The 22,473-nt window shown below is 38.7% G+C and carries 27 protein-coding genes and 1 pseudogene; 22 read left to right on the top strand and 6 right to left on the bottom strand.

The window, feature by feature from the left end; translation table 11 throughout:
• The 5 genes from GMD4S_RS04565 to GMD4S_RS04545 all read right to left on the bottom strand — a co-directional run.
• Window positions 1-437 (bottom strand): OB-fold nucleic acid binding domain-containing protein (locus GMD4S_RS04565; RefSeq protein ID WP_000102436.1); only part of this gene is annotated, 437 nt, incomplete at its 3' end.
• Window positions 438-575: 138 nt separating this feature from the next.
• The gene (locus GMD4S_RS04560; RefSeq protein ID WP_000780804.1) at window positions 576-1,199 is read right to left on the bottom strand and encodes a histidine phosphatase family protein; all 624 of its coding nucleotides are present in this window, start codon (window positions 1,197-1,199) and stop codon (window positions 576-578) included.
• Window positions 1,199-1,681, bottom strand: a complete 483-nt coding sequence (locus tag GMD4S_RS04555; protein WP_001085910.1) for an aminoacyl-tRNA deacylase — start codon at window positions 1,679-1,681, stop codon at window positions 1,199-1,201. The genes GMD4S_RS04560 and GMD4S_RS04555 overlap by 1 nt, the downstream gene beginning before the upstream one ends.
• Entirely contained in the window at window positions 1,681-2,523 is an 843-nt protein-coding gene (locus GMD4S_RS04550) for a DUF368 domain-containing protein (protein WP_008289179.1), read from the bottom strand. Before GMD4S_RS04550 ends, GMD4S_RS04555 begins: the two co-directional genes overlap by 1 nt.
• A gap of 106 nt (window positions 2,524-2,629) precedes the next feature.
• Window positions 2,630-3,430, bottom strand: a complete 801-nt coding sequence (locus GMD4S_RS04545) for a glycoside hydrolase family 25 protein (protein ID WP_001227570.1) — start codon at window positions 3,428-3,430, stop codon at window positions 2,630-2,632.
• A gap of 155 nt (window positions 3,431-3,585) precedes the next feature.
• On the opposite strand from GMD4S_RS04545, the gene glmU reads away from it, so the two are divergent.
• From glmU to GMD4S_RS04510, 7 genes are all read left to right on the top strand, one after another.
• Window positions 3,586-4,965, top strand: a complete 1,380-nt coding sequence (gene glmU / locus GMD4S_RS04540) for a bifunctional UDP-N-acetylglucosamine diphosphorylase/glucosamine-1-phosphate N-acetyltransferase GlmU (protein ID WP_000073757.1) — start codon at window positions 3,586-3,588, stop codon at window positions 4,963-4,965.
• A 9-nt stretch (window positions 4,966-4,974) separates the two neighbouring features.
• A complete protein-coding gene (locus GMD4S_RS04535) occupies window positions 4,975-5,520 on the top strand; it encodes an NUDIX hydrolase (RefSeq protein ID WP_000393796.1) in 546 nt (181 codons plus the stop codon).
• Between the two features lie 11 nt (window positions 5,521-5,531).
• Window positions 5,532-5,843, top strand: coding sequence for a cell wall synthase accessory phosphoprotein MacP (gene macP / locus GMD4S_RS04530; protein WP_000517860.1), 312 nt, complete (start codon window positions 5,532-5,534; stop codon window positions 5,841-5,843).
• A 15-nt stretch (window positions 5,844-5,858) separates the two neighbouring features.
• Complete coding sequence (locus GMD4S_RS04525; RefSeq protein WP_000689812.1) at window positions 5,859-6,551, top strand: 5'-methylthioadenosine/adenosylhomocysteine nucleosidase; 693 nt, start codon at window positions 5,859-5,861, stop codon at window positions 6,549-6,551.
• A gap of 76 nt (window positions 6,552-6,627) precedes the next feature.
• Window positions 6,628-7,122: a chromosome segregation protein RocS gene (gene rocS, locus GMD4S_RS04520; protein WP_000021252.1), complete on the top strand. Its 495-nt coding sequence runs from the start codon at window positions 6,628-6,630 to the stop codon at window positions 7,120-7,122.
• An 81-nt stretch (window positions 7,123-7,203) separates the two neighbouring features.
• The gene (locus GMD4S_RS04515; RefSeq protein WP_000413620.1) at window positions 7,204-7,794 is read left to right on the top strand and encodes a 3'-5' exonuclease; all 591 of its coding nucleotides are present in this window, start codon (window positions 7,204-7,206) and stop codon (window positions 7,792-7,794) included.
• An 8-nt stretch (window positions 7,795-7,802) separates the two neighbouring features.
• Complete coding sequence (locus tag GMD4S_RS04510; RefSeq protein ID WP_000801705.1) at window positions 7,803-9,566, top strand: glycerophosphoryl diester phosphodiesterase membrane domain-containing protein; 1,764 nt, start codon at window positions 7,803-7,805, stop codon at window positions 9,564-9,566.
• A gap of 38 nt (window positions 9,567-9,604) precedes the next feature.
• Here GMD4S_RS04510 and GMD4S_RS04505 read toward each other — a convergent pair whose 3' ends face one another.
• Window positions 9,605-9,904 (bottom strand): YbaB/EbfC family nucleoid-associated protein, encoded by a 300-nt coding sequence (locus GMD4S_RS04505; RefSeq protein ID WP_000981516.1) that lies wholly within the window; start codon window positions 9,902-9,904, stop codon window positions 9,605-9,607.
• 439 nt (window positions 9,905-10,343) lie between these two features.
• Between GMD4S_RS04505 and GMD4S_RS04500 the strand changes: the two genes are divergently transcribed.
• From GMD4S_RS04500 to lacF, 15 genes and pseudogenes are all read left to right on the top strand, one after another.
• Window positions 10,344-11,051 (top strand): IspD/TarI family cytidylyltransferase, encoded by a 708-nt coding sequence (locus GMD4S_RS04500; protein WP_000638515.1) that lies wholly within the window; start codon window positions 10,344-10,346, stop codon window positions 11,049-11,051.
• A gap of 4 nt (window positions 11,052-11,055) precedes the next feature.
• A complete protein-coding gene (locus GMD4S_RS04495) occupies window positions 11,056-12,078 on the top strand; it encodes a ribitol-5-phosphate dehydrogenase (protein ID WP_000609907.1) in 1,023 nt (340 codons plus the stop codon).
• Window positions 12,079-12,094: 16 nt separating this feature from the next.
• Entirely contained in the window at window positions 12,095-12,952 is an 858-nt protein-coding gene (locus GMD4S_RS04490) for a phosphotransferase family protein (RefSeq protein ID WP_000413082.1), read from the top strand.
• 1 nt (window position 12,953) lies between these two features.
• The gene (locus tag GMD4S_RS04485; RefSeq protein ID WP_000791836.1) at window positions 12,954-13,832 is read left to right on the top strand and encodes a DMT family transporter; all 879 of its coding nucleotides are present in this window, start codon (window positions 12,954-12,956) and stop codon (window positions 13,830-13,832) included.
• Between the two features lie 11 nt (window positions 13,833-13,843).
• Window positions 13,844-14,533, top strand: a complete 690-nt coding sequence (locus GMD4S_RS04480) for a sugar phosphate nucleotidyltransferase (protein WP_000643950.1) — start codon at window positions 13,844-13,846, stop codon at window positions 14,531-14,533.
• A gap of 190 nt (window positions 14,534-14,723) precedes the next feature.
• Window positions 14,724-15,200, top strand: a complete 477-nt coding sequence (locus tag GMD4S_RS04475; protein ID WP_000521987.1) for a PTS sugar transporter subunit IIA — start codon at window positions 14,724-14,726, stop codon at window positions 15,198-15,200.
• A 37-nt stretch (window positions 15,201-15,237) separates the two neighbouring features.
• The gene (locus tag GMD4S_RS04470; protein ID WP_000590551.1) at window positions 15,238-15,543 is read left to right on the top strand and encodes a PTS sugar transporter subunit IIB; all 306 of its coding nucleotides are present in this window, start codon (window positions 15,238-15,240) and stop codon (window positions 15,541-15,543) included.
• Between the two features lie 54 nt (window positions 15,544-15,597).
• Window positions 15,598-17,073 (top strand): PTS galactitol transporter subunit IIC, encoded by a 1,476-nt coding sequence (locus GMD4S_RS04465; protein ID WP_000382518.1) that lies wholly within the window; start codon window positions 15,598-15,600, stop codon window positions 17,071-17,073.
• Between the two features lie 107 nt (window positions 17,074-17,180).
• Complete coding sequence (locus GMD4S_RS12855) at window positions 17,181-18,077, top strand: aldose 1-epimerase family protein (RefSeq protein WP_000234150.1); 897 nt, start codon at window positions 17,181-17,183, stop codon at window positions 18,075-18,077.
• A gap of 286 nt (window positions 18,078-18,363) precedes the next feature.
• Entirely contained in the window at window positions 18,364-18,789 is a 426-nt protein-coding gene (lacA, locus tag GMD4S_RS04455; RefSeq protein WP_000029277.1) for a galactose-6-phosphate isomerase subunit LacA, read from the top strand.
• A gap of 29 nt (window positions 18,790-18,818) precedes the next feature.
• Window positions 18,819-19,334, top strand: coding sequence for a galactose-6-phosphate isomerase subunit LacB (lacB, locus tag GMD4S_RS04450; protein ID WP_001216921.1), 516 nt, complete (start codon window positions 18,819-18,821; stop codon window positions 19,332-19,334).
• Window positions 19,335-19,344: 10 nt separating this feature from the next.
• On the top strand, window positions 19,345-20,274 hold the full coding sequence (locus tag GMD4S_RS04445; RefSeq protein WP_000604304.1) for a tagatose-6-phosphate kinase: 930 nt from the start codon (window positions 19,345-19,347) through the stop codon (window positions 20,272-20,274).
• Between the two features lies 1 nt (window position 20,275).
• Entirely contained in the window at window positions 20,276-21,256 is a 981-nt protein-coding gene (gene lacD, locus GMD4S_RS04440; RefSeq protein WP_001229132.1) for a tagatose-bisphosphate aldolase, read from the top strand.
• Window positions 21,257-21,494: 238 nt separating this feature from the next.
• Entirely contained in the window at window positions 21,495-22,331 is an 837-nt protein-coding gene (locus tag GMD4S_RS04435; protein ID WP_000285700.1) for a PRD domain-containing protein, read from the top strand.
• Between the two features lie 35 nt (window positions 22,332-22,366).
• Window positions 22,367-22,473, top strand: a pseudogene (gene lacF, locus GMD4S_RS04430) (PTS lactose transporter subunit IIA); the annotation flags it as partial.

The following is a 22,473-nucleotide window of genomic DNA, read 5'->3' as shown; positions in this document are numbered from 1 at the left end:
GGGCGAAGTGCTTTAGACAAGTGTGTGATGTGAGTTGCCTTGATAGAAAGTTCTCCCATATCTGTACGCATGACTTCACCTTCGACACCAAGGAAGTCACCGAGGTCTGCTTTTTTGAAGATTTCGTAGTTTTCTTCACCAACAGCATCTTTACGAACGTAGATTTGGATTTGACCTTCTCGGTCTTGAAGATGGGCAAAGCCGACTTTCCCTTTTCCACGTTTGGTTACTAAGCGTCCAGCGATAGTAGCAGTTTCATTTAATTCATGTAATTGTTCTTTATCAAGTTCTGCAAATTTGTCTTTAAGCTCTTGTGAGTTAGCAGTACGTTCAAAACGTTTTCCGAAGGGATCGATTCCTTGTTCACGGAGCGCAGCCATTTTTTCACGGCGAACGATCTGCTGGTCATTTAGTTCTTCCATATGTTCTGTAGACATGGGTTCCTCCTAATTTTACTCAAAATTTGATACGATGAGTCATTTTTTGCGATACTCCCATTTTATCATAAATAGCAGAGAAATTCACGGATATTCTTTGAAAACTAAAAAGAACTTGACTATTAAGATCAAGTTCCATTATTTTCTTTGATAGGAAGTGTCATTCCATCTTTCCAGAGTGAAGATTTCAAAATCATCGGTCTCTAAAACTGTCAGACTAGCATTTGCCAAGCCTCCATCTTTGCGAAGGTGAGCCTCTTTATAGCCTAAAAGTGTACGAAGGCTAGCAGTGAGATTGGCCCCATGCCCGACAATCAGAATTCTTTCAGCCGGACTTTCTTTCAGAGATTTGATAAACTGAATGGTTCGCTGAGTCGTAGAGTAGAGAGATTCGGCTTCAAACATCCTCGTATCAAACTGAGCCAGATTAGAGCGAAAGGCCTTGATTTGTTGTGGGTAGATGGCATTGAGCGTAGCAATTTTTAATCCCTCTAGTTTGCCAAGTTGCCATTCACGTAGGTTAGGAATGCTCTTTAAAGGACAAGGGGCTAGGAGTTGACTTTGGATAATTTCAGCAGATTTAACGGCTCTGGGTAAATCACTAGAATAAATCGTATCAAAAGGAATTTCCTTAAGATACTGCCCCAGTTGTTTTAGTGTGTCAATGGACTCTGGAAGAAGGGGAGAGTCACCACTAGCACCTTGAAAACGTCCTTCAAGATTCCAGAGGGTGCGACCATGACGGACAAAATAGAGTTTCATTACTTACTTTCCTCCAAGATATCAGCAAAGTCCGCTTTTACAAAACTGGCTAAGTCTTGAGGTCGGATGATAATACTATGCCCAACTTCTCCAGCAGAGACAATCATTTGGTCCAAATCCAAAGCAGTCTGATCAATAAAAATAGGATAATTGTGTTTTTGGCGAATGCCGACGGGGTTATTAGCCCCATGAATATAGCCTGTCGTTTTTTCTAGGTCTTTTTGAGGAATCATGCTGACTTTTTTATTACCAGAAACCTTTGCTAGTTTTTTCTCAGCGAGGTGTTCTGTTATGGGAACGATTCCGATGATTGGCCCCGTTTTGTCCCCTAATAGAGCCAAGGTTTTAAAGATATGAGTTCGATCATATTCTGAAGGAAGTTCTCCCTCAAGCGCGTTGATTTGTATACCAGTATGGTCAATACCCGCCTTGGTCAAGATTTGTTCGACCAAGGTTTTTTTAATCTTAACTTTCTTTGCCATTATTTATATTTATCCTCCAATTGACTCATCCAGATACCAAGCCAAATGCCAAGCGCAAAGAAGAAGGCGACGAGAACATAGCTCACAATAGAAAGTCCAGTGTATTGGATACTTTCAGCACTTCCAGCATTTGGAATCAAAATCAAGAGGGTGCTTGACAGCACAATCCCAATAATAAAGTGATAAACACGGGAGTGGTAGTTGTTCAAGGCGTGGTCCATTAATTTTGAAAAAATGATGAGTGTTGCTCCTGCACCAATCCCAATAGGAAGGAAGGTTCCGAATAAATCAAAGGTCTTAAAGCCAGTTAGCATTGGAGCGTACAGCCCTAAAATCAAGAGTAGGTTTGACGGACTTAAACCAGGCACCAAGACACCTAGAGCTAAAAGAGCACCCGCTAAGATGAAACTAGCGAAACCAGCACTGAGAGAACCAACAACAAAATTTAGCGCGTAGAGCCCGACACCTGAAAGGATAAAGGTGGTCCAGAACCAGACTAGGTCAATCTTATCCCGATCAGATTCCCGAGTAGATTCTTTAAGGAGGCTAGGCACTGTACCGATGATAGCTCCAGCAAAACTCCATAAAACATAGACTTGGTAATTTGCTAGCAGATACTCGATTGGATAAGAAAACAAACCAATGCCTAGCAACATCCCAATTGCTACTGGAATAAAGTATAGGACATTCGCTTTAAAATCTTTAAAGGGATGAGCCAGAAAAGAAATCATTCGCTCGTAAATTCCCAAAATAGCTGCCAGAACACCACCAGAAATTCCAGGTAGGATAAATCCTAAGGCGATGACGATTCCTTTAATAACTCTTGCAATCCATGAAAACATCATAAAATCCTCAATTTCATAAAATTCTTTCTCTATCCTATCAATTATAACACAGACGAGAAGAAAATGAAAAAACAAGTGAAAAAGAGAGCAATTTTCACTTGTTTTATGGTCTTAAAAATAGTTTTCTGAAGGTTTCTTCTTTTTCCTTCAAGGTAGAAATGAGATTAATATCTAAATGATGCTCAAATCCAGCAATTCTTCCTTTTGAAGTATACTGATGGAGGTCATAGTCTAAATCTGTATTAGGCGTGGTTTCAAAGTAGCCTGAATTCGTTCCATAAGATGGAATCCAGACAGCAGAGAACTTATCTGTATTGATACTATGCTCTTGCATAAAATAAACACCGATGTAAATTCCGATATTTTTGGCGCCAAGGGCTTCTAGTTTAGCCCTAAAAGCTTCAACACCTTCATTCATATCGGACATTGTTTTTTCTTCAACATCGAGCCAATAGTAACTAGGGTTGTATGGAGAAGCAGCATTGTAGAAAACCTCAGCAGCTTTTTCCATTTCTTTCTTACTAGTACCTGCTAGATAGGCATAAACAGCAACTGGAACATTCCGTTTTTGAAATTCTGAAATATGATTTATATAGGCTTTATCGACACCATTGGCATAGGCGGCATTATTTGTTTCAGTATGCTGACCCCCATTGTGGACACGAACAATAACACCAGAAATATTTTGAGATAAGGTATCGTAGTTGATTTCCTCAGGTATTTGCCAGCCAGAGACGTCAATAATAGGTTTGTCAAGATTATGCAAGGCCTGATTTTCAACCTGGACTGCATTGGGTTTTGACTTGATAGGATGGTCTTCATAAGTTGGTCTATTGAGGATCAAAATAGCTATAAATATAGTAAATAAAGTAAAAATAATAGCTGGATGAATCTTTTTTCTCATATTTAAATAGTTTAACGTAAATAGACAAAAAAATCAAAGAAAACATCGGAAAAAGTGAATATATGGGCGTCTTCTCCCTATTTTTCTGTTTGTTTACTCCTAAGAAACTAAATTATGGTATAATATAAGGGAATTTCTAGAGAAAAGAGAAGATTATGTCAAATTATGCCATTATTTTAGCAGCGGGTAAAGGTACTCGCATGAAATCAGATCTTCCAAAGGTACTTCATAAAGTAGCTGGAATTTCGATGTTGGAACATGTTTTTCGTAGTGTTGGTGCTATTCAACCTGAAAAAACAGTTACTGTAGTTGGTCACAAGGCAGAGCTAGTTGAGCAAGTATTAGCCGGTCAGACAGACTTTGTTACCCAATCAGAACAACTAGGAACTGGGCATGCTGTCATGATGGCAGAGCCTATTCTCCAAAATCGTACAGGCCACACATTGGTTATCGCTGGAGATACTCCTCTGATTACAGGTGAAAGCTTGAAAAACCTTTTGGATTTCCATATCAATCACAAAAATGTGGCGACGATCTTGACAGCTGAAGCAGCTGATCCTTTTGGATATGGTCGTATCGTCCGCAATGATAATGCTGAAGTTCTTCGCATTGTGGAGCAGAAAGATGCCACAGACTTTGAAAAACAAATCAAGGAAATCAATACAGGAACTTATGTATTTGACAATGAACGTCTTTTTGAAGCCCTTAAAAACATCAACACCAACAATGCCCAAGGTGAGTACTATATTACTGACGTGATTGGTATTTTCCGTAATGCGGGTGAGAAGGTTGGGGCCTATACTCTCAAGGATTTTGATGAAAGCCTCGGGGTAAATGACCGTGTAGCTCTTGCGACTGCAGAAGCAGTGATGCGTCGCCGTATCAACCAAAAGCATATGGTTAATGGTGTTAGCTTTGTCAATCCTGAAGCAACTTACATCGACATTGATGTTGAGATTGCTCCCGAAGTCCAAATCGAAGCTAATGTTACCTTGAAAGGTCAAACGAAGATTGGTGCTGAGACTGTTTTGACAAACGGTACTTATGTAGTGGATAGCACTATCGGAGCTGGAGCTGTGATTACCAACTCTATGATTGAGGAAAGTACAGTTGCAGACGGCGTGACTGTTGGCCCTTATGCCCATATTCGTCCAGGTTCAAGCCTGGCTGCTCAAGTTCACATTGGAAATTTTGTTGAAGTAAAAGGATCTTCAATTGGTGAAAATACCAAGGCGGGTCATTTGACTTATATTGGAAACTGTGAAGTGGGTAGCAACGTTAATTTTGGTGCAGGAACTATTACAGTCAACTACGATGGCAAAAATAAATATAAAACTGTCATTGGCAATAATGTCTTTGTTGGCTCAAACTCAACTATTATTGCTCCTGTAGAACTTGGGGATAATTCTCTGGTTGGAGCGGGTTCAACCATTACCAAGAATGTTCCTGCTGATGCCATTGCTATCGGCCGTGGACGTCAGGTCAACAAAGATGAATATGCGACTCGCCTCCCTCATCATCCCAAGAACCAGTAGGAGTTTGTCATGGAATTTGAAGAAAAAACGATTAGTCGGAAGGAAATCTATCAAGGTCCTATTTTCAAACTAGTACAAGACCAGGTGGAACTACCAGAAGGAAAGGGTACTGCCCAACGTGACTTAATTTTTCATAATGGAGCTGTTTGTGTACTAGCTGTGACAGCCGAGGATAAAATCGTTCTCGTTAAGCAATACCGAAAGGCTATCGAGGCGGTTTCTTATGAGATTCCTGCTGGTAAACTAGAACTTGGTGAAAATGCTGATCCAATGGCGGCGGCCCTTCGTGAATTGGAAGAAGAAGTTGCCTATACTGGTAAGTTAGAACTGTTGTACGATTTCTATTCTGCGATTGGATTTTGTAACGAAAAACTAAAACTTTATCTCGCCAGAGATTTGGTTAAGGTGGAAAATCCTCGTCCACAAGATGATGATGAAACCTTGGAAGTCCTAGAAGTAAGTCTAGAGGAAGCCAAGAACCTGATCCAGTCAGGTCATATCTGTGATGCCAAGACCATTATGGCGATCCAGTACTGGGAACTACAAAAGAAATAGAGGAGCAACCCATGGGAAAACCTTTATTAACAGACGAAATGATTGAACGTGCCAACCGTGGTGAGAAAATATCAGGACCACCTCTTAAAGATGATGAGGAAACAAAGATCCTACCAACGTCTTCACAACATTTTGGTTATTCACGTTCTAGAGACCACGGTTTTAGTCAAGATACACTTACAATCGAAGTAGAACCAACGATTCATAAAAGTCGTCGCATTGAGAATACCAAGAGAAATGTTTTTAATTCGAAACTCAATCGCATCTTGTTTGCAGTTATCCTACTTTTGATTTTGTTAATTTTAGCGATGAAACTCTTGTAATTGAAAGGACTTGAAATGAAAATTGGAATCATTGCTGCCATGCCAGAAGAACTCGTATATTTGACTCAGAATTTGGAAAAACCTAAAGAAGTCCAAGTCTTAGGAAATACTTACTACACTGGCTCTGTTGGCAATACAGAAGTCGTTCTAGTTCAGAGTGGGATTGGAAAGGTCATGTCGGCTATGAGTGTAGCAGTGTTAGCTGACCATTTTCAGGTAGAAGCTATCATCAATACAGGATCAGCAGGTGCTCTTGCTGAAGGGATTGCTGTTGGTGATGTCGTGATTGCAGATAGACTAGCATACCATGATGTGGATGTGACTGCTTTTGGTTATGCTTATGGCCAAATGGCTGGTCAACCTCTGTACTTTGAATCAGATAAGAAATTTATCGCTAGGATTAAAGAAAACTTATTTCAGTTAGTGCAGACATGGCACCTAGGCTTGATTGCTACAGGAGACAGTTTTATAGCTGGAGATGATAAGATTGCTAGTATCAAATCCCACTTCCCTGATGTTTTAGCAGTTGAAATGGAAGGGGCTGCTATTGCACAAGCGGCTCAGTCTCTTAATTTACCGTTCCTAGTCATTCGTGCTATGAGTGACAATGCCAATCACGAAGCCTCTATCTCTTTTGATGAGTTTATTATCGAAGCTGGACATCGTTCTGCCCAAGTCTTACTAGCCTTTTTAAAGGCCTTGGATTAAGCGGAAATTTGACAGTTTATCTAGCTTATGATAAGATTTAAATAAAGAAAAGCTAGAAAACGTTTCAGAGGATATTATGAGTATTGAAATGACCGTCAGTGAGATTGCAGAGGTTTTAGGACTATCTCGTCAAGCAATCAACAATCGTGTCAAAGAACTTCCAGAAGAGGACACGAAAAAAAATGACAAAGGTGTAACTGTAGTTACTCGAAGTGGCTTGATCAAGCTAGAAGAAATCTACAAAAAAACGATTTTTGAAGATGAACCAGTCAGTGATGATGTCAAACAACGTGAACTGATGGAAATCTTGGTCGATGAGAAAAACGCTGAAATTCTTCGCTTGTACGAGCAGCTCAAAGCAAAAGACCGCCAGTTATCAGAAAAAGACGAACAGATGCGTATCAAAGACCGCCAGATTGCTGAAAAGGACAAACAGTTGGACCAACAGCAACAGTTAACTCTTCAAGCCATGAAGGATCAAGAAACCTTGAAACTCGAGTTGGACCAAGCAAAAGAAGAAGTCCAAGCAACCAAAAAAGGCTTTTTTGCTCGCCTTTTTGGAGGAAAATAAAGAAGCTGTTTGGGTTACTCACTAACCTAATGGCTTCTTTTATTATTTATAGTTTATTTTGGGTAGTAATTGAGGTAAATAATGGAAAAATTAAGAGATTATATCGCCTTTGATTTGGAATTCAATCAACACGAGGGGGTTACCCATTTAATTCAAGTATCAGCAGTCCATTTTCAAGATGGGCAAGAATGTGCTGCTTTTGACTCTTATGTTTATACTACAGCCCCATTGAAGAGTTTTATCAATGGTTTGACTGGAATCACAGCTGAAACCTTGAAAGATGCGCCAAAGGTAGAACAAGTTTTAAAGGACTTTCAAGCATTTGTCGGTAACTTACCTATCGTTGGTTACAATGCAGCTAAGAGTGATTTGCCTATTCTCTTGGAGCATGGCATTGATTATCGTGACCAGTATAAGGTTGATCTATATGAGGAGGCTTTTGAACGCCGTAGTTCTGATCTACACGGCATAGCCAATCTTAAATTGCAAACTGTTGCAAATTTTTTAGGCTTTCACAGGAAGTCTCATAACAGTTTAGAGGATGCCCGCATGACGGCGCGTGTTTACGAAGCTTTTTTGGAATCAGATGAAGGAAAGCTATTAATAGAAGACCAGAGTAGTTTTTCGATGAATCCTTTCGGTGGCTTAGATTTATCCCAATTTTTAGACTAGGAGTGCTTATGAAACCTGAAAAACCTAAGAAGCTAGGTTTTAGGAAGATATACTATAACCTAGATAAGATTTTATTTCTATTTTTCTTGATATTTATGATGGTTGAGTTTGTCTGGCTACCATTAAATTCATGGATTGCTGGCATCCTTCTGAGACAAACAGGTTACTTGTTTATCTCCTACAATAACTTTTGGGCGATTATACAAGGCTCGCCTTTTATCAGTTTAGCCTTTCTCATCTTAATTGCAATCAATCTCCTGGTTGCCTATTTCCAGATTTGTCTTTTGTTTATAGGAGCTCGTCACCTTCTCTATCATGAAAAGAGAACTTTAATTGAGTACAGTAGAAAAGTATTTCACCAGAGTTTTCTATTCGTTAAGCGATTGAGCTTTTGTAAGATGGCCTTTGTCTTTTTTTACATTGCTTTGCTTTTCCCGTTCATCCGTAAGATTTTAAAAATCTACTACCTCAACAAGATTATTATCCCTGATTTTATTGTGAATTATTGGGAAGGTAAGCATTGGCTGGTAGGACTGATGCTCATAGCATCTGCTTGGATCTTACTCTATATTTCCGTCCGATTTATGTTTGCCCTTCCTAAGATTCTCTTTGAAAGAAAGACCGTAAGAGAAAGTGTGAAATATAGTCTCCAAAAGACAAAGAAAAATGTCCTTTTCTTCTCTTGGCATCTCTTGCTCATTATCATTAAAACGTATCTCTTCTTCTTTGGTTTGTTAATTCCCTTGCTTTTTGCGCAAGTAGTGATGGATAGTCTAACTCAAAAAGAATCCTTGATTCTCGGTGTAATTAATTTTGTCTTGATTAAAAATTTCCATTACATGACCCTGACTTATTTCCTAGTGAAGTTTGTTTCCTTCCTGACAGGAGAGGAGTTGGAGATCATGCCAAGGCGAAAGAAAGACCATCTGATGAGATGGGGTGTCATGGGGTGTGCAAGCATCATCTTTGCCATAGAAGGCTACGTTTATCTGGAATCTCCGGATACCAATACACCTTTAGTGATTTCGCATAGAGGAGTAAGTAATAAAAACGGTGTTCAAAATACTGTGCAGTCTTTAGAAAAAACAGCTCAACTAAAACCAGATCTCATCGAAATGGATGTGCAGGAAACGAAAGACGGTCAGTTCGTGATGATGCACGATGCTAACCTCAAAAATTTAACAGGTATTAATGCTACACCGCAAGATTTGACTCTGGATGAATTAACAAATACAGATATTTACGAGAATGGTTATCAAACAAAGATTTCAAGCTTTGATGCCTATTTAGAGCGTGCAAATGCTTTAAACCAAAAATTGCTGATTGAGATTAAGACCAGTAAAAAAGATAGTCCGCAAATGATGGACCATTTCCTCGAAAAGTACGGAGCGACTATCAAGAAATATGGACACCAGATGCAATCGCTAGACTACCATGTGATTGATAAAGTGTTGACTTATGATTCTGAAATTCCAGTTTACTTTATTCTTCCCTATAACAGTATCTTCCCAAGAACCAAGGCAACTGGTTACACTATGGAGTACTCGACTTTGGATGAATACTTTGTCAATAAACTCTGGACAACTGATCAGAGACTCTATGTTTGGACCGTAAATGGTTCGGAGGCATTTGATAAAGCAGTTCGTCTCGGCGCAGATGGCATGATAACGGATGATCTTGAAATGGTCCAGTCACAAGTCACAACGGCTCAAGACGATCCGGAATATACGGAATTACTCTTAAAGAAAGCAATGGAATTCTTTGATTTCTAAGAAAAAAAGAGAAACAGATGTTTCTCTTTTTTTGTGGATTAGAAAGGCAATTTTCCAGCGAAAGCTCCTAGTTTCTTCTTAGTCGTTTCATCAATTTGTTCAAGAGCAGCGTTAATCGCTTGAACAGTCATGTCAGAAAGTGTTTCGAGATCTTCTGGATCTACAACTGCTGGGTTGAAGTCAATGCTGACAACTTTTTTGTCTCCAGTTAGGGTTGCTTGGACAAGGTCCTGAGCTGATTTTCCAACAAATTCCATGGCAGCGAGTTCTGCTTGGCTCTGTTCCATTTGTTTTTGAAGTTTTTGTGCTTGGCGCATCATGTTTTGCATGTTCATCATGGCTGTTTACAGTTTCCTTTTCTATTATTTTCCTTTTTATTTTATCAATTTTAGGTGCAAAAGTCTATTATTTGTTTAATTCATTAGATATATGAACTTTTATAATGAGTCCCTTAAACAACTTTTAAGAAATTTACTATGCACACCTGGTATTCTTTGCGAAACAAATAAATTTCATTTAAGTTTTCTTTAAGGATTCTATTATATTCTAAAGAACTCTATGTTAACCGAACGTTAAGCAGAAAATATAGAGTATAACCTAAATTTATTTCTTAATTTGTTATAGTCTTTCCAGATTTAGTAACACATTGTTCACTTTTTACCTTTAATGGTGTGTTGATTAGACTAAATGACGCTCTGTCTTTTTTTCATGATGGAGGCAGATTGTGATATAATAGATAGTAATGAGTTTTTTAGAATAAACTAAAGGAGAATATAAATGATCTATGCAGGAATCCTAGCCGGAGGAACTGGCACACGCATGGGAATCAGTAATTTACCAAAACAATTCTTGGAGTTGGGTGATCGACCTATTTTGATCCACACAATTGAAAAATTCGTCTTAGAACCAAGTATTGAAAAAATTGTAGTTGGAGTTCATGGAGACTGGGTGTCACACGCTGAGGACCTAGTTGACAAGTATCTTTCTCTCCACAAGGATCGCATCATCATTACCAAAGGTGGGGCTGATCGCAATACCAGTATCGAGAAGATTATAGAAGCCATTAATGCCTATCGTCCAATCACTCTAGAAGATATCGTGGTTACCCACGACTCTGTTCGTCCTTTTATCACACTTCGCATGATTCAGGACAATATCAAACTTGCTCAAGATCATGATGCGGTTGACACAGTAGTAGAAGCGGTTGATACCATTGTTGAAAGTACAAATGGTCAGTTTATCACGGATATTCCAAATCGTGCTCACCTCTATCAAGGTCAAACACCTCAGACATTCCGTTGCAAGGATTTCATGGATTTGTATGGTTCCCTATCTGATCAAGAAAAGGAAATCCTGACGGATGCATGTAAAATTTTTGTTATCAAAGGAAAGGATGTTGCTCTAGCTAAAGGGGAATATTCAAACCTTAAAATCACAACGGTGACAGACTTGAAAATCGCGAAAAGCATGATTGAGAAAGACTAAGGCTATGATTAATCAAATTTATCAACTGACCAAACCAAAGTTTATCAATGTAAAATATCAAGAAGAGGATATTGATCAGGAGAATCATATCCTGATTCGTCCAAATTATATGGCGGTTTGTCATGCGGATCAACGTTACTATCAAGGGAAGCGTGATCCAAAGATATTGGCTAATAAACTTCCTATGGCCATGATTCATGAGTCTTGTGGAACTGTTATTTCAGATCCGACTGGGACTTATGAAGTCGGTCAAAAGGTAGTTATGATTCCCAATCAACCGCCTATGCAGAGTGACAAGGAGTTCTACGAGAACTACATGACCGGAACCTACTTCCTATCAAGTGGTTATGATGGCTTTATGAGAGAATTTGTCTCTCTTCCAAAAGATCGTGTTGTGTCTTATAATGACATTGAGGACACAGTTGCAGCCATTACTGAGTTTGTGAGTGTTGGTATGCATGCCATGGATCGTTTCTTAAATCTTGCTCATAGCAAGAGAGAGCGCATCGCTGTTATCGGAGATGGTAGTTTGGCCTTTGTGGTTGCAAATATTATCAATTATACCTTGCCAGAAGCAGAGATTATCGTGATTGGACGCCATTGGGAAAAACTGGAACTCTTCTCTTTTGCAAAAGAGTGCTATATTACTGATAATATCCCAGAGGATTTGACCTTTGATCATGGATTTGAGTGTTGCGGTGGTGATGGTACAGGACCAGCTATCAATGACCTGATTCGCTATATTCGTCCACAGGGAACGATTCTCATGATGGGAGTGAGTGAATACAAGGTTAATATCAATACACGAGATGCTTTGGAAAAAGGATTGTTATTAGTAGGATCATCTCGCTCAGGACGCGTCGATTTTGAGAAGGCCATTCAAATGATGGAAGTTAAAAAGTTTGCAAATCGTCTGAAGAATATCCTTTATGTTGAAGAACCAGTGAGAGAAATCAAGGACATTCACCGTGTCTTTGCTACAGACCTTAATACTGCTTTCAAAACAGTATTTAAGTGGGAAGTGTAGAAGATGGAGGTTAATTGTGGAGAAACTCATCAAAGAAAAAATTTCTTCTTTACTATCTGATGAAGAGGAAGTACTCAGTGTTGAACAGTTGGGAGGCATGACCAACCAAAACTATTTGGTTAAAACAACCAACAAACAGTATATTGTGAAATTTTTTGGTAAAGGGACTGAAAAACTCATCAATCGTCAAAATGAAAAGTACAATCTTGAACTTTTAGAGGATTTAGATTTAGATGTCAAAAATTACCTCTTTGATATTGAGTCAGGGATTAAAGTAAATGAATACATCGAATCAGCAGTAACTCTTGATTCAACATCAATCAAGTCCAAGTTTGAAAAGATTGCACCAATTTTACAAACCATCCATGCTTCAGGGAAAGAATTAAGAGGAGAGTTTGCTCCTTTTGAGGAAATCAGCAAATATGAATCCTTGATTGAGGGAGCTATCCCTTATGAAAACTATGAAGCTGTAAGAAAAGATGTATTTTCACTAGAAAAGAGATTGGCTGATTTGGGTGTTGATAGAAAGTCCTGTCACATCGATTTGGTTCCAGAAAACTTCATCGAGTCACCTCAAGGTCGCTTGTATTTGATTGACTGGGAATACTCTTCCATGAATGATCCAATGTGGGATTTGGCAGCACTTTTCTTAGAGTCTGAATTTACAAAGCAAGAGGAAGATGCTTTCCTTTCCTACTATGAAAGTGACAAAACGCCTGTATCACGTGAGAAGATTCGTATCTATAAAATCTTGCAAGATACTATCTGGAGTTTGTGGACAGTGTACAAAGAAGCTCAAGGAGCTGATTTTGGAGATTACGGTATCAACCGTTACCAAAGAGCTGTCGAGGGTTTGACTTATTATGGAGGTTAGGATGAAGAATAAAAATGGTGTTTCTTTTGGTCTGCTCTCTGGTATCTTCTGGGGATTAGGTCTAACGATTAGTGCTTATATCTTTTCAATTTTTACAAATCTCTCACCTTTTGTGGTGGCTGCTGCTCATGATTTCTTGAGTATCTTTATCTTGTTAGCTTTTCTTTTGGTAAAAGAAGGAAAAGTTCGCCTCTCTATTTTCTTAAATATTCGAAATGTGAGTGTTATAATCGGAGCTTTACTAGCAGGACCAATTGGTATGCAGGCCAATCTTTATGCGGTTAAATATATCGGTAGTTCACTAGCTTCATCTGTATCAGCTATCTATCCAGCAGTTTCAGTTTTTCTAGCCTTCTTCATTTTGAAACACAAGGTTTCAAAGAATACAGTATTTGGTGTTTTCTTGATTATTGCAGCTATCATTGCTCAAACCTATAAGGTTGAACAAGTTAACTCGTTTTACATTGGGATTCTTTGTGCCCTTATCTGTGCCATTGCCTGGGGGAGCGAAAGTGTTCTCAGCTCCTATGCTATGGAAAGTGATTTAAGTGAAATTGAAGCCTTGTTAATCCGACAAGTAACCTCATTCTTGTCCTATCTTGTGATTGTGCTCTTTTCACACCATTCATTTGCAGAAGTGGCAGATGGGCAGTTACTAGGCCTCTTGCTTGTCTTTGCAGCCTTTAACATGATTTCCTACTTAGCTTATTATATCGCCATTAATCGTTTGCAACCTGCGAAAGCGACAGGTTTGAATGTGAGCTATGTAGTTTGGACTGTCTTATTTGCAGTTGTTTTCTTGGGTGCACCGCTAGATATGCTGACAATCATCACTTCACTTATTGTTATGGCTGGTGTTTATATTATTATTAAAGAATAAAGGAGATTCGTGTGAAAGCGATTATTTTAGCAGCGGGCTTAGGAACTCGTCTACGCCCTATGACTGAAAATACACCAAAAGCTTTGGTTAAGGTTAATCAAAAACCCTTGGTAGAATACCAAATTGAGTTTTTGAAAGAGAGAGGAATTGATGAGATTATCATCGTTGTCGGTTACCTCAAAGAACAATTTGACTACCTAAAAGAAAAATATGGTGTCCGTTTAGTCTTTAACGACAAGTATGCTGATTACAATAACTTTTACTCACTTTATCTAGTAAAAGAAGATTTGGCTAACAGCTACGTCATCGATGCAGATAACTATCTTTTCAAAAATATGTTTCGAAACGATCTTAAACGTTCTACCTATTTTAGCGTTTATCGTGAAGACTGTACGAACGAGTGGTTCTTGGTTTACGGTGATGACTACAAGGTTCAAGACATTATTGTTGACAGCAAGGCTGGTCGCATTCTGAGCGGAGTTTCATTCTGGGATGCACCAACTGCTGAGAAGATTGTTGGCTTTATTGACAAAGCTTACGAAAGTGGTGAATTTGTTGATCTCTACTGGGACAACATGGTTAAGGATAATATCAAAGAATTAGATGTCTATGTCGAAGAATTAGAAGGAAATAGCATCTATGAAATTGATAGTGTAAAGGACTACCATAAGTTAGAAGAGATTTTATCTACTATTGAGTAAGGAAAGAGAAGAAGGCTTGGGCCTTCTTTTTTTGTGGATTTTACAACAAGAATGTTTGATATTGATTGTATTCTTTAAATGAAACAAAAATTACAAAAAAAAGAACAAAATAAAACAAAAATTATTGACAACGATTTCATATAGTGTTATACTTATAGCATAAAAGATAATTGAAAGAAGGGAAAATGTTATGGGATTAGATCATTTCTTTGACAAAAACCTAGTGTTTTGCTTAGAAGCGAATAATCAAGAACAACTCTTTGATCAGGTAGCAAGCTTGTTGGAAGAACGAGAAATTGTCACTCCAACTTATCGTGAAGCCTTGATCACGCGTGAAAAGTCATTTCCAACTGGTTTAGATATGGAATTTCTAGGAAAGGACTTGCCAAATGTAGCGATTCCTCATACAGATATTGTTCATAATCTAGCTGAGAAAGTAGTGGTTGTTCGATTAGAAAAACCAGTAACTTTTCACAATATGATAGCTCCTGATAAGGAAGTAGAAGTATCCCTACTCTTCTTTATCATTAACAACTCAAGTTCAAGTCAAACAAATATTCTGGCTCAGTTGATGGACTTTTTCACAGGAAATGGACATCTGGAAGATCTATCAAAAATTTCCGAACCAGAAAAACTTTATGCTTACATTGCTGAAGCAACCGCTTAATCTTGTCTATTAAAATATAAAATCGGAGGAAATCCAAATGATTAAAATTCTTGCTGCCTGCGGTGCAGGTGTTAACTCAAGTCACCAAATTAAAAGTGCTCTAGAAGAAGAACTTTCAAACCGTGGTTATGATGTTCACTGTGATGCAGTCATGGTGAAAGATGTAAACGAAGACCTTATCAAGGGCTACGATATCTTTACACCAATCGCTGCAACTGACCTTGGTTTTGAACCAGGTATTCCAGTAATTGAAGCTGGCCCAATCTTGTTCCGTATTCCAGCGATGAGCGCTCCAGTATTTGACAATATTGAAGCAGCTATCAAAGAACACGGACTAAGCTAATTTATTCTTTATCTTGTTAACATTCATATAACTAAAAAAACGGGAGGAACTATTATGGATGTCATTATCGAACTAGCCAATAAGCTGTTCAAACCTATCTTGGATATGGGTGGACCAATTATCATGCTGATCATTTTGACAGTATTGGCTCTACTTTTTGGAGTGAAATTCTCCAAAGCGCTTGAAGGTGGTATTAAACTTGCCATCGCTCTTACTGGTATCGGTGCTATCATCGGTATGCTCAATGGAGCTTTCTCAGAATCACTTAAAAAATTCGTTGAAAACACTGGTATCCATTTGAACATCACTGACGTTGGTTGGGCACCACTTGCTACCATCACTTGGGGCTCTGCTTGGACACTTTACTTCTTGCTAGTAATGTTGATTGTCAACGTTGTGATGCTTGCAATGAAGAAAACGGATACACTTGACGTCGATATCTTCGATATCTGGCACTTGTCAATAACTGGTCTTTTGATTAAATGGTACGCAGATAACAATGGAGTTAGCCAAGGAGTTTCACTCTTCATCGCAACTGCAGCAGTTGTCCTTGTAGGTATTTTGAAGATCATCAACTCTGACCTGATGAAACCAACATTCGACGATCTTCTTAATGCACCAAGTTCATCACCAATGACTTCAACACACATGAACTACATGATGAACCCAGTTATCATGGTTTTGGATAAGATTTTTGAAAAATTCTTCCCAGGTCTTGATAAATATGACTTTGATGCTGCTAAATTGAACAAAAAAATCGGTTTCTGGGGATCTAAATTCTTTATCGGTTTCATCCTTGGTATTGTTATTGGTTTTATGGGGACTCCACAACCTGTTGAAGGACTTAAAGATGCTGCAAACTGGCAAGAAGTTATTAAAGGTTGGTTGTCTCTTGGTTTAACAGCCGGTGTAGCTTTGGAACTCTTCTCACTTATCGGATCTTGGTTCATCGCAGCCGTAGAACCACTTTCACAAGGTATTACAAACGTTGCTACTAAACGTCTTCAAGGACGTAAATTCAACATCGGTCTTGACTGGCCTTTCATCGCTGGTCGTGCTGAAATCTGGGCTTGTGCTAACGTACTTGCTCCAATCATGCTAGTAGAAGCTGTTCTTCTTTCAAACGTCGGTAATGGTATCTTGCCTCTTGCAGGTATCATCGCTATGGGTGTGACCCCAGCTCTCTTGGTTGTTACACGTGGTAAATTGCTCCGTATGATTATCTTCGGAACACTCTTGTTGCCTCTCTTCCTTCTTTCTGGTACTCTTATCGCACCATTTGCAACAGAACTTGCTAAAGGTGTAGGTGCCTTTCCTAAAGGTGTAGATAGTGCTCAATTGATTACTCACTCAACTCTTGAAGGACCAATTGAAAAACTATTTGGTTGGGCAATCGGTAATGCTACAACAGGTGATATCAAAGCAATCCTTGGTGCAGCAGCCTTCCTTGTATTCTATGTAGGTATCTTTGCTTGGTATAGAAAACAAATGATCAAACGTAACGAAGAATACGCAGCAAATGCTAAATAATTCGCTCCTATAAAATGTAAATTGTGAAAACTAGGTTGTTAATTTCCTACATTGGGAGTGGCAACCTAGTTTTTTATATAAAAATCTAAAAATAGTTGGAGAATATTATGGTAATTGAAATCAAATCAGACCAGTTAACGGTCCAGTTTAAAATCTTAGGTGGCGCCTTGTCGTCAATCAAGGACCGAGAAGGCATTGAGTATTTGTGGCAAGGAGATGCCACTTACTGGAGTGGACAAGCGCCAGTACTTTTTCCAATCTGTGGCTCTTTAAGAGAAGATACAGCCTTCTACAGTCATGCAGATGGAACAGAGACGAAAGGAAACATTCCTCGCCATGGTTTGGTCCGTAAAAAAGAATTTGAGTTGGTTGATCAAACAGAAAACAGCGTAACCTTTGCTATCGAAGATGATGAGAATACTTATCAAAACTATCCTTATCATTTCCGCCTTGAAATCACTTATAAGGTTACTGGCAAGACAGTTCGTACTCAATACAAGATTTTCAATAAAGAAACCAGCAAGGTCCTGCCATACTTTATTGGTGGACATCCAGGCTTTAATTGCCCTCTACTAGATGGCGAAACTTATGAAGATTACTATTTAGAGTTTGAGAAAGAAGAGACTTGCTCTGTTCCCCGTCCTTTCCCAGAAACAGGAATGTTAGACTTCCAAGATAGAAGTTTATGGTTGGATGGGCAAAAAGAATTAGACCTTAGCTATGATTTGTTTAGCACAGATGCAGTGACTTTGGATGAGTTGCAATCCAGAACAATTGCGCTTCGTTCTCGTAAGCATGAGAAGGGATTAAAAGTACACTTCCAAGAGTTCTCAAATCTCATCATTTGGTCAACTTTGAATAAGGGACCTTTCATTGCCTTTGAACCATGGTCTGGCTTATCAACTTCACTTGAAGAAGGAGATCATCTAGAAGATAAGAAGAATGTTCGTCTCTTGGAAGCTGGTCAAGTAGATCAGATTGGCTTTGATATTGAAATATTTTAGATAAAAAACCACAAAAACAAACATTTACTGTTGACTTTTTCTATAAATAGGAGTATATTATGTTTGTAAACAACAAATGATGTTTGTAACAAACAAATAATCACTTGTTATATTCTCTGTCGCAGAGAAAGTTTCTTTCTAGGAACTTGATTTCCTGGACTTGGATAAGGTGATATTCATCTCATTCAATCCAATTTGTCAATAAACTGCTAGAAAGTCTTTTGTAGGTAAACTGCTAACTATAAAAGTCTTTACTAGCCTAGAAAAATAAAAAGGAGTATACAATATGTCTATTGTTATCGGTGCAGATGCTGCAGGTTTGAGATTGAAAGAAGTAGTGAAAGACTTCTTGGAAAAAGAAAACTTCCACGTTGTGGATGTTACAGCTGAAGGTCAAGACTTTGTTGATGTGACTCTTGCTGTTGCTGCAGAAGTAAACAAAGAAGAACAAAACCTTGGTATCGTGATTGATGCTTATGGGGCTGGTCCATTCATGGTCGCAACTAAAATCAAAGGAATGGTTGCTGCAGAAGTTTCAGATGAACGTTCAGCTTATATGACTCGTGGACACAACAACTCACGTATGATCACTATGGGTGCACAACTTGTTGGTGACGAATTGGCCAAAAACATTGCTAAAGGTTTTGTTAATGGTAAATACGACGGTGGACGTCACCAGATTCGTGTTGATATGTTGAACAAAATGTGCTAATTAGATTACAGTAAGAAAGGTAAGTTAAAATGAGAATTGCAATTGGATGTGACCACATCGTAACAGATGAAAAAATGGCGGTTTCAGAATTTTTGAAATCAAAAGGATATGAAGTCATCGACTTTGGTACCTATGACCACACACGTACTCACTACCCAATCTTTGGTAAAAAAGTGGGTGAAGCTGTAACTAGCGGTCAAGCTGATCTTGGGGTATGTATCTGTGGTACTGGTGTTGGTATCAACAACGCTGTCAACAAAGTTCCAGGAGTTCGTTCTGCCTTGGTTCGTGATATGACAACAGCTCTTTATGCAAAAGAACAATTGAACGCCAATGTTATTGGTTTTGGTGGTAAAATCACTGGTGAATTGCTCATGTGCGACATCATTGAAGCTTTCATCAATGCTGAATACAAACCATCAGAAGAAAACAAAAAATTGATTGCGAAAATTGAGCACGTTGAAACTCACAATGCTCATCAAGCAGATGCAAACTTCTTTACAGAATTCCTTGAAAAATGGGATCGCGGTGAATACCACGACTAAGAGGTGACGCATGATTTTAACAGTCACAATGAATCCATCCATTGATATTTCTTATCCTTTGGATGAATTAAAAATTGACACTGTCAACCGTGTGGTGGACGTGACCAAGACAGCTGGTGGTAAAGGGCTCAATGTTACACGAGTGCTTTCAGAATTTGGTGATTCTGTTGTTGCTACCGGTTTGGTCGGTGGTAAACTTGGTGAGTTTTTAGTAGAGCATATCGATGATAAAGTAACGAAACGTTTCTTCTCCATTCAAGGAGAGACTCGTAACTGTATCGCTATTCTACACGGTGAAAACCAAACAGAAATCCTTGAAAAAGGTCCCGAAGTTCTGGAACAAGAAGGGCAAGATTTCTTGGCTCATTTCGAAAATCTCCTTGACACTGTGGAAGTAGTTGCTATCTCTGGTAGCCTGCCAGCAGGTCTTCCAGTTGACTACTATGCAAGCTTAGTAGAACTTGCTAATCGCAAAGGAAAACCAGTTGTTCTAGATTGCTCAGGTGCAGCACTTCAGGCGATTCTTGAATCACCACACAAACCAACAGTTATTAAACCAAATAACGAAGAATTGTCTCAGCTTCTTGGGAAAGAAGTTTCTGAGGATTTGGATGAATTAAAAGAAGTTCTTCAAGAGCCTTTATTTGCAGGGATTGAGTGGATTATCGTGTCACTTGGTGCAAATGGTGCTTTTGCAAAACATGGTGACACTTTCTACAAAGTAGATATTCCAAGAATTCAGGTAGTCAATCCTGTCGGATCTGGAGATTCTACTGTTGCAGGTATTTCATCAGGTCTTCTTCATAAGGAATCGGATGCAGAACTCCTCATCAAGGCAAATGTCCTTGGTATGCTTAACGCTCAAGAAAAGATGACAGGCCATGTCAATATGGCCAACTATCAAGCTTTATATGATCAATTAATAGTAAAAGAGGTATAAAATGGCTTTAACAGAACAAAAACGTGCGCGCTTAGAAAAACTTTCAGATGAAAATGGCATTATCTCAGCTCTTGCCTTTGACCAACGTGGTGCTTTGAAACGCCTCATGGCTCAATACCAAACAGAAGAGCCAACAGTGGATCAAATGGAAGAACTCAAAGTATTGGTAGCAGATGAATTGACTAAATACGCATCCTCTATGCTTCTTGACCCAGAGTATGGTCTTCCAGCTACAAAAGCGCTTGATGCCAATGCTGGTCTTCTCCTTGCTTATGAGAAAACGGGTTATGACACAACTAGCACTAAACGCTTGCCTGACTGCTTGGATGTTTGGTCTGCCAAACGCATCAAAGAACAAGGTGCAGATGCTGTCAAGTTCTTGCTTTACTATGACGTAGACAGCTCTGATGAACTCAACCAACAAAAACAAGCCTATATCGAACGCATCGGTTCAGAGTGTGTGGCAGAAGACATTCCTTTCTTCCTTGAGATCTTGGCTTACGATGAAAAGATTGCTGATGCAGGTTCAGCAGAATACGCAAAAGTGAAGCCACACAAGGTTATCGGTGCTATGAAAGTCTTCTCAGACCCACGCTTCAACATCGATGTTTTGAAAGTGGAAGTTCCAGTCAATGTGAAATACGTTGAAGGCTTTGGTGATGGAGAAGTCGTTCATACACGCGAAGAAGCAGCAGCCTTCTTCAAAGCTCAAGACGAAGCAACAAATCTTCCTTACATCTACTTGAGTGCGGGTGTATCAGCTAAACTCTTCCAAGAAACGCTTGTCTTTGCCCACGAATCAGGCGCAAACTTCAACGGTGTTCTTTGTGGACGTGCAACATGGGCTGGATCAGTTGAAGCCTACATCAAAGACGGTGAGGCAGCAGCTCGCGAATGGCTTCGCACAACTGGTTTTGAAAACATTGACGAACTCAACAAGGTTCTTCAAACAACAGCGACTTCATGGACTGAACGTGTATAAGTTTTCCCCCCCTAATCTTAGGAACATTGATCTAAATAAAAATTTTAAAAAAAGTTACATGTAAAGGTTTACAAAAAAACTGACTTGTGCTATACTTAAATCACAAGTTAATACAAGGTGAGTGTTACTAAGTAATATTAGGCATGATCACAGATGGATTAGAAATCAAAGGATTTTCTAGTTCATTTGTGGTCATTTTTTATACTCATATACCTTTAAGAGATAAAAGGAGGTTGCCATGTATCGAATTCTAAACCCAATGAATCACAACGTCTCACTTGTCAGAAATGACAAAGGAGAAGAAGTGATTGTGATTGGTAAAGGGATTGCATTTGGGAAAAAGAAGGGGGATTTGATTGCTGAAGATCAAGTTGAGAAAATCTTTCGGATGAAGACAGAAGAGTCCAGAGAAAATTTTATGGCTCTCCTCAAAGATGTTCCGCTGGATTTTATCACAGTGACTTATGAAATCATTGATAAGCTATCAAAGAAATATCATTATCCGATTCAAGAGTATCTCTACGTAACCTTGACAGATCATATTTACTGTTCTTACCAAGCTCTAGCACAAGGAAGGTACAAGGATAGTAATCTGCCAGATATTTCCACTAAGTATCCTGTCGCTTTTCAAATCGCAAAGGAAGCTTTTGAAATCTATCGTCAGAAGTTGACAGATCATTTCCCTGAGGATGAAATTATTCGGATCGCTTATCATTTCATCAATGCCGAAGGGGAGAATGAAGTTCAAGTGGTTGAGTCGATTGATAAGAGGAAAGAAATTCTCAGGAATGTTGAAGAAGTGCTAAAGGGTTATGCAATTCAACGAACCAAAGAGAATAATCATTTCTATGATCGTTTTATGATTCATTTGAATTATTTCTTGGATTATTTAGACAGATCTAGAGATGATAACCAATCACTTCTGGATATGGAAGATCATATTAAACAATCCTATCCAAAAGCGTTCGAGATTGGTTCCAAGATCTATGATGTGATTACGCAATATACGGGTCTTGATTTGTATAAAAGTGAACGAGTTTATCTAGTTCTACATATCCAACGTTTATTGTCATAAAAATTTAATTAAAAATACATAAGGAGAATTCTATCATGAATAGAGAAGAAGTAACATTGTTAGGTTTTGAAATCGTAGCCTATGCTGGCGATGCTCGTTCAAAACTATTGGAAGCCTTGAAGGCTGCTGAAGCTGGTGATTT

The sequence above is a fragment of the Streptococcus sp. GMD4S genome (genome assembly GCF_000296955.1).
The sequence above is the reverse complement of the archived record's forward strand: the minus strand, read 5'-3'. Positions and strand labels throughout refer to the sequence as shown.

Bases quoted from the DNA above. Each gene is read 5' to 3' on its own strand.
- GMD4S_RS04560 (WP_000780804.1), bottom strand. From the start codon at position 1,199: ATGAAACTCTATTTTGTCCGTCATGGTCGCACCCTCTGGAATCTTGAA.
- GMD4S_RS04555 (WP_001085910.1), bottom strand. From the start codon at position 1,681: ATGGCAAAGAAAGTTAAGATTAAAAAAACCTTGGTCGAACAAATCTTG.
- GMD4S_RS04550 (WP_008289179.1), bottom strand. From the start codon at position 2,523: ATGTTTTCATGGATTGCAAGAGTTATTAAAGGAATCGTCATCGCCTTA.
- GMD4S_RS04545 (WP_001227570.1), bottom strand. From the start codon at position 3,430: ATGAGAAAAAAGATTCATCCAGCTATTATTTTTACTTTATTTACTATA.
- glmU (WP_000073757.1), top strand. From the start codon at position 3,586: ATGTCAAATTATGCCATTATTTTAGCAGCGGGTAAAGGTACTCGCATG.
- GMD4S_RS04535 (WP_000393796.1), top strand. From the start codon at position 4,975: ATGGAATTTGAAGAAAAAACGATTAGTCGGAAGGAAATCTATCAAGGT.
- macP (WP_000517860.1), top strand. From the start codon at position 5,532: ATGGGAAAACCTTTATTAACAGACGAAATGATTGAACGTGCCAACCGT.
- GMD4S_RS04525 (WP_000689812.1), top strand. From the start codon at position 5,859: ATGAAAATTGGAATCATTGCTGCCATGCCAGAAGAACTCGTATATTTG.
- rocS (WP_000021252.1), top strand. From the start codon at position 6,628: ATGAGTATTGAAATGACCGTCAGTGAGATTGCAGAGGTTTTAGGACTA.
- GMD4S_RS04515 (WP_000413620.1), top strand. From the start codon at position 7,204: ATGGAAAAATTAAGAGATTATATCGCCTTTGATTTGGAATTCAATCAA.
- GMD4S_RS04510 (WP_000801705.1), top strand. From the start codon at position 7,803: ATGAAACCTGAAAAACCTAAGAAGCTAGGTTTTAGGAAGATATACTAT.
- GMD4S_RS04505 (WP_000981516.1), bottom strand. From the start codon at position 9,904: ATGATGAACATGCAAAACATGATGCGCCAAGCACAAAAACTTCAAAAA.
- GMD4S_RS04500 (WP_000638515.1), top strand. From the start codon at position 10,344: ATGATCTATGCAGGAATCCTAGCCGGAGGAACTGGCACACGCATGGGA.
- GMD4S_RS04495 (WP_000609907.1), top strand. From the start codon at position 11,056: ATGATTAATCAAATTTATCAACTGACCAAACCAAAGTTTATCAATGTA.
- GMD4S_RS04485 (WP_000791836.1), top strand. From the start codon at position 12,954: ATGAAGAATAAAAATGGTGTTTCTTTTGGTCTGCTCTCTGGTATCTTC.
- GMD4S_RS04475 (WP_000521987.1), top strand. From the start codon at position 14,724: ATGGGATTAGATCATTTCTTTGACAAAAACCTAGTGTTTTGCTTAGAA.
- GMD4S_RS04470 (WP_000590551.1), top strand. From the start codon at position 15,238: ATGATTAAAATTCTTGCTGCCTGCGGTGCAGGTGTTAACTCAAGTCAC.
- GMD4S_RS04465 (WP_000382518.1), top strand. From the start codon at position 15,598: ATGGATGTCATTATCGAACTAGCCAATAAGCTGTTCAAACCTATCTTG.
- GMD4S_RS12855 (WP_000234150.1), top strand. From the start codon at position 17,181: ATGGTAATTGAAATCAAATCAGACCAGTTAACGGTCCAGTTTAAAATC.
- lacA (WP_000029277.1), top strand. From the start codon at position 18,364: ATGTCTATTGTTATCGGTGCAGATGCTGCAGGTTTGAGATTGAAAGAA.
- lacB (WP_001216921.1), top strand. From the start codon at position 18,819: ATGAGAATTGCAATTGGATGTGACCACATCGTAACAGATGAAAAAATG.
- GMD4S_RS04445 (WP_000604304.1), top strand. From the start codon at position 19,345: ATGATTTTAACAGTCACAATGAATCCATCCATTGATATTTCTTATCCT.
- lacD (WP_001229132.1), top strand. From the start codon at position 20,276: ATGGCTTTAACAGAACAAAAACGTGCGCGCTTAGAAAAACTTTCAGAT.
- GMD4S_RS04435 (WP_000285700.1), top strand. From the start codon at position 21,495: ATGTATCGAATTCTAAACCCAATGAATCACAACGTCTCACTTGTCAGA.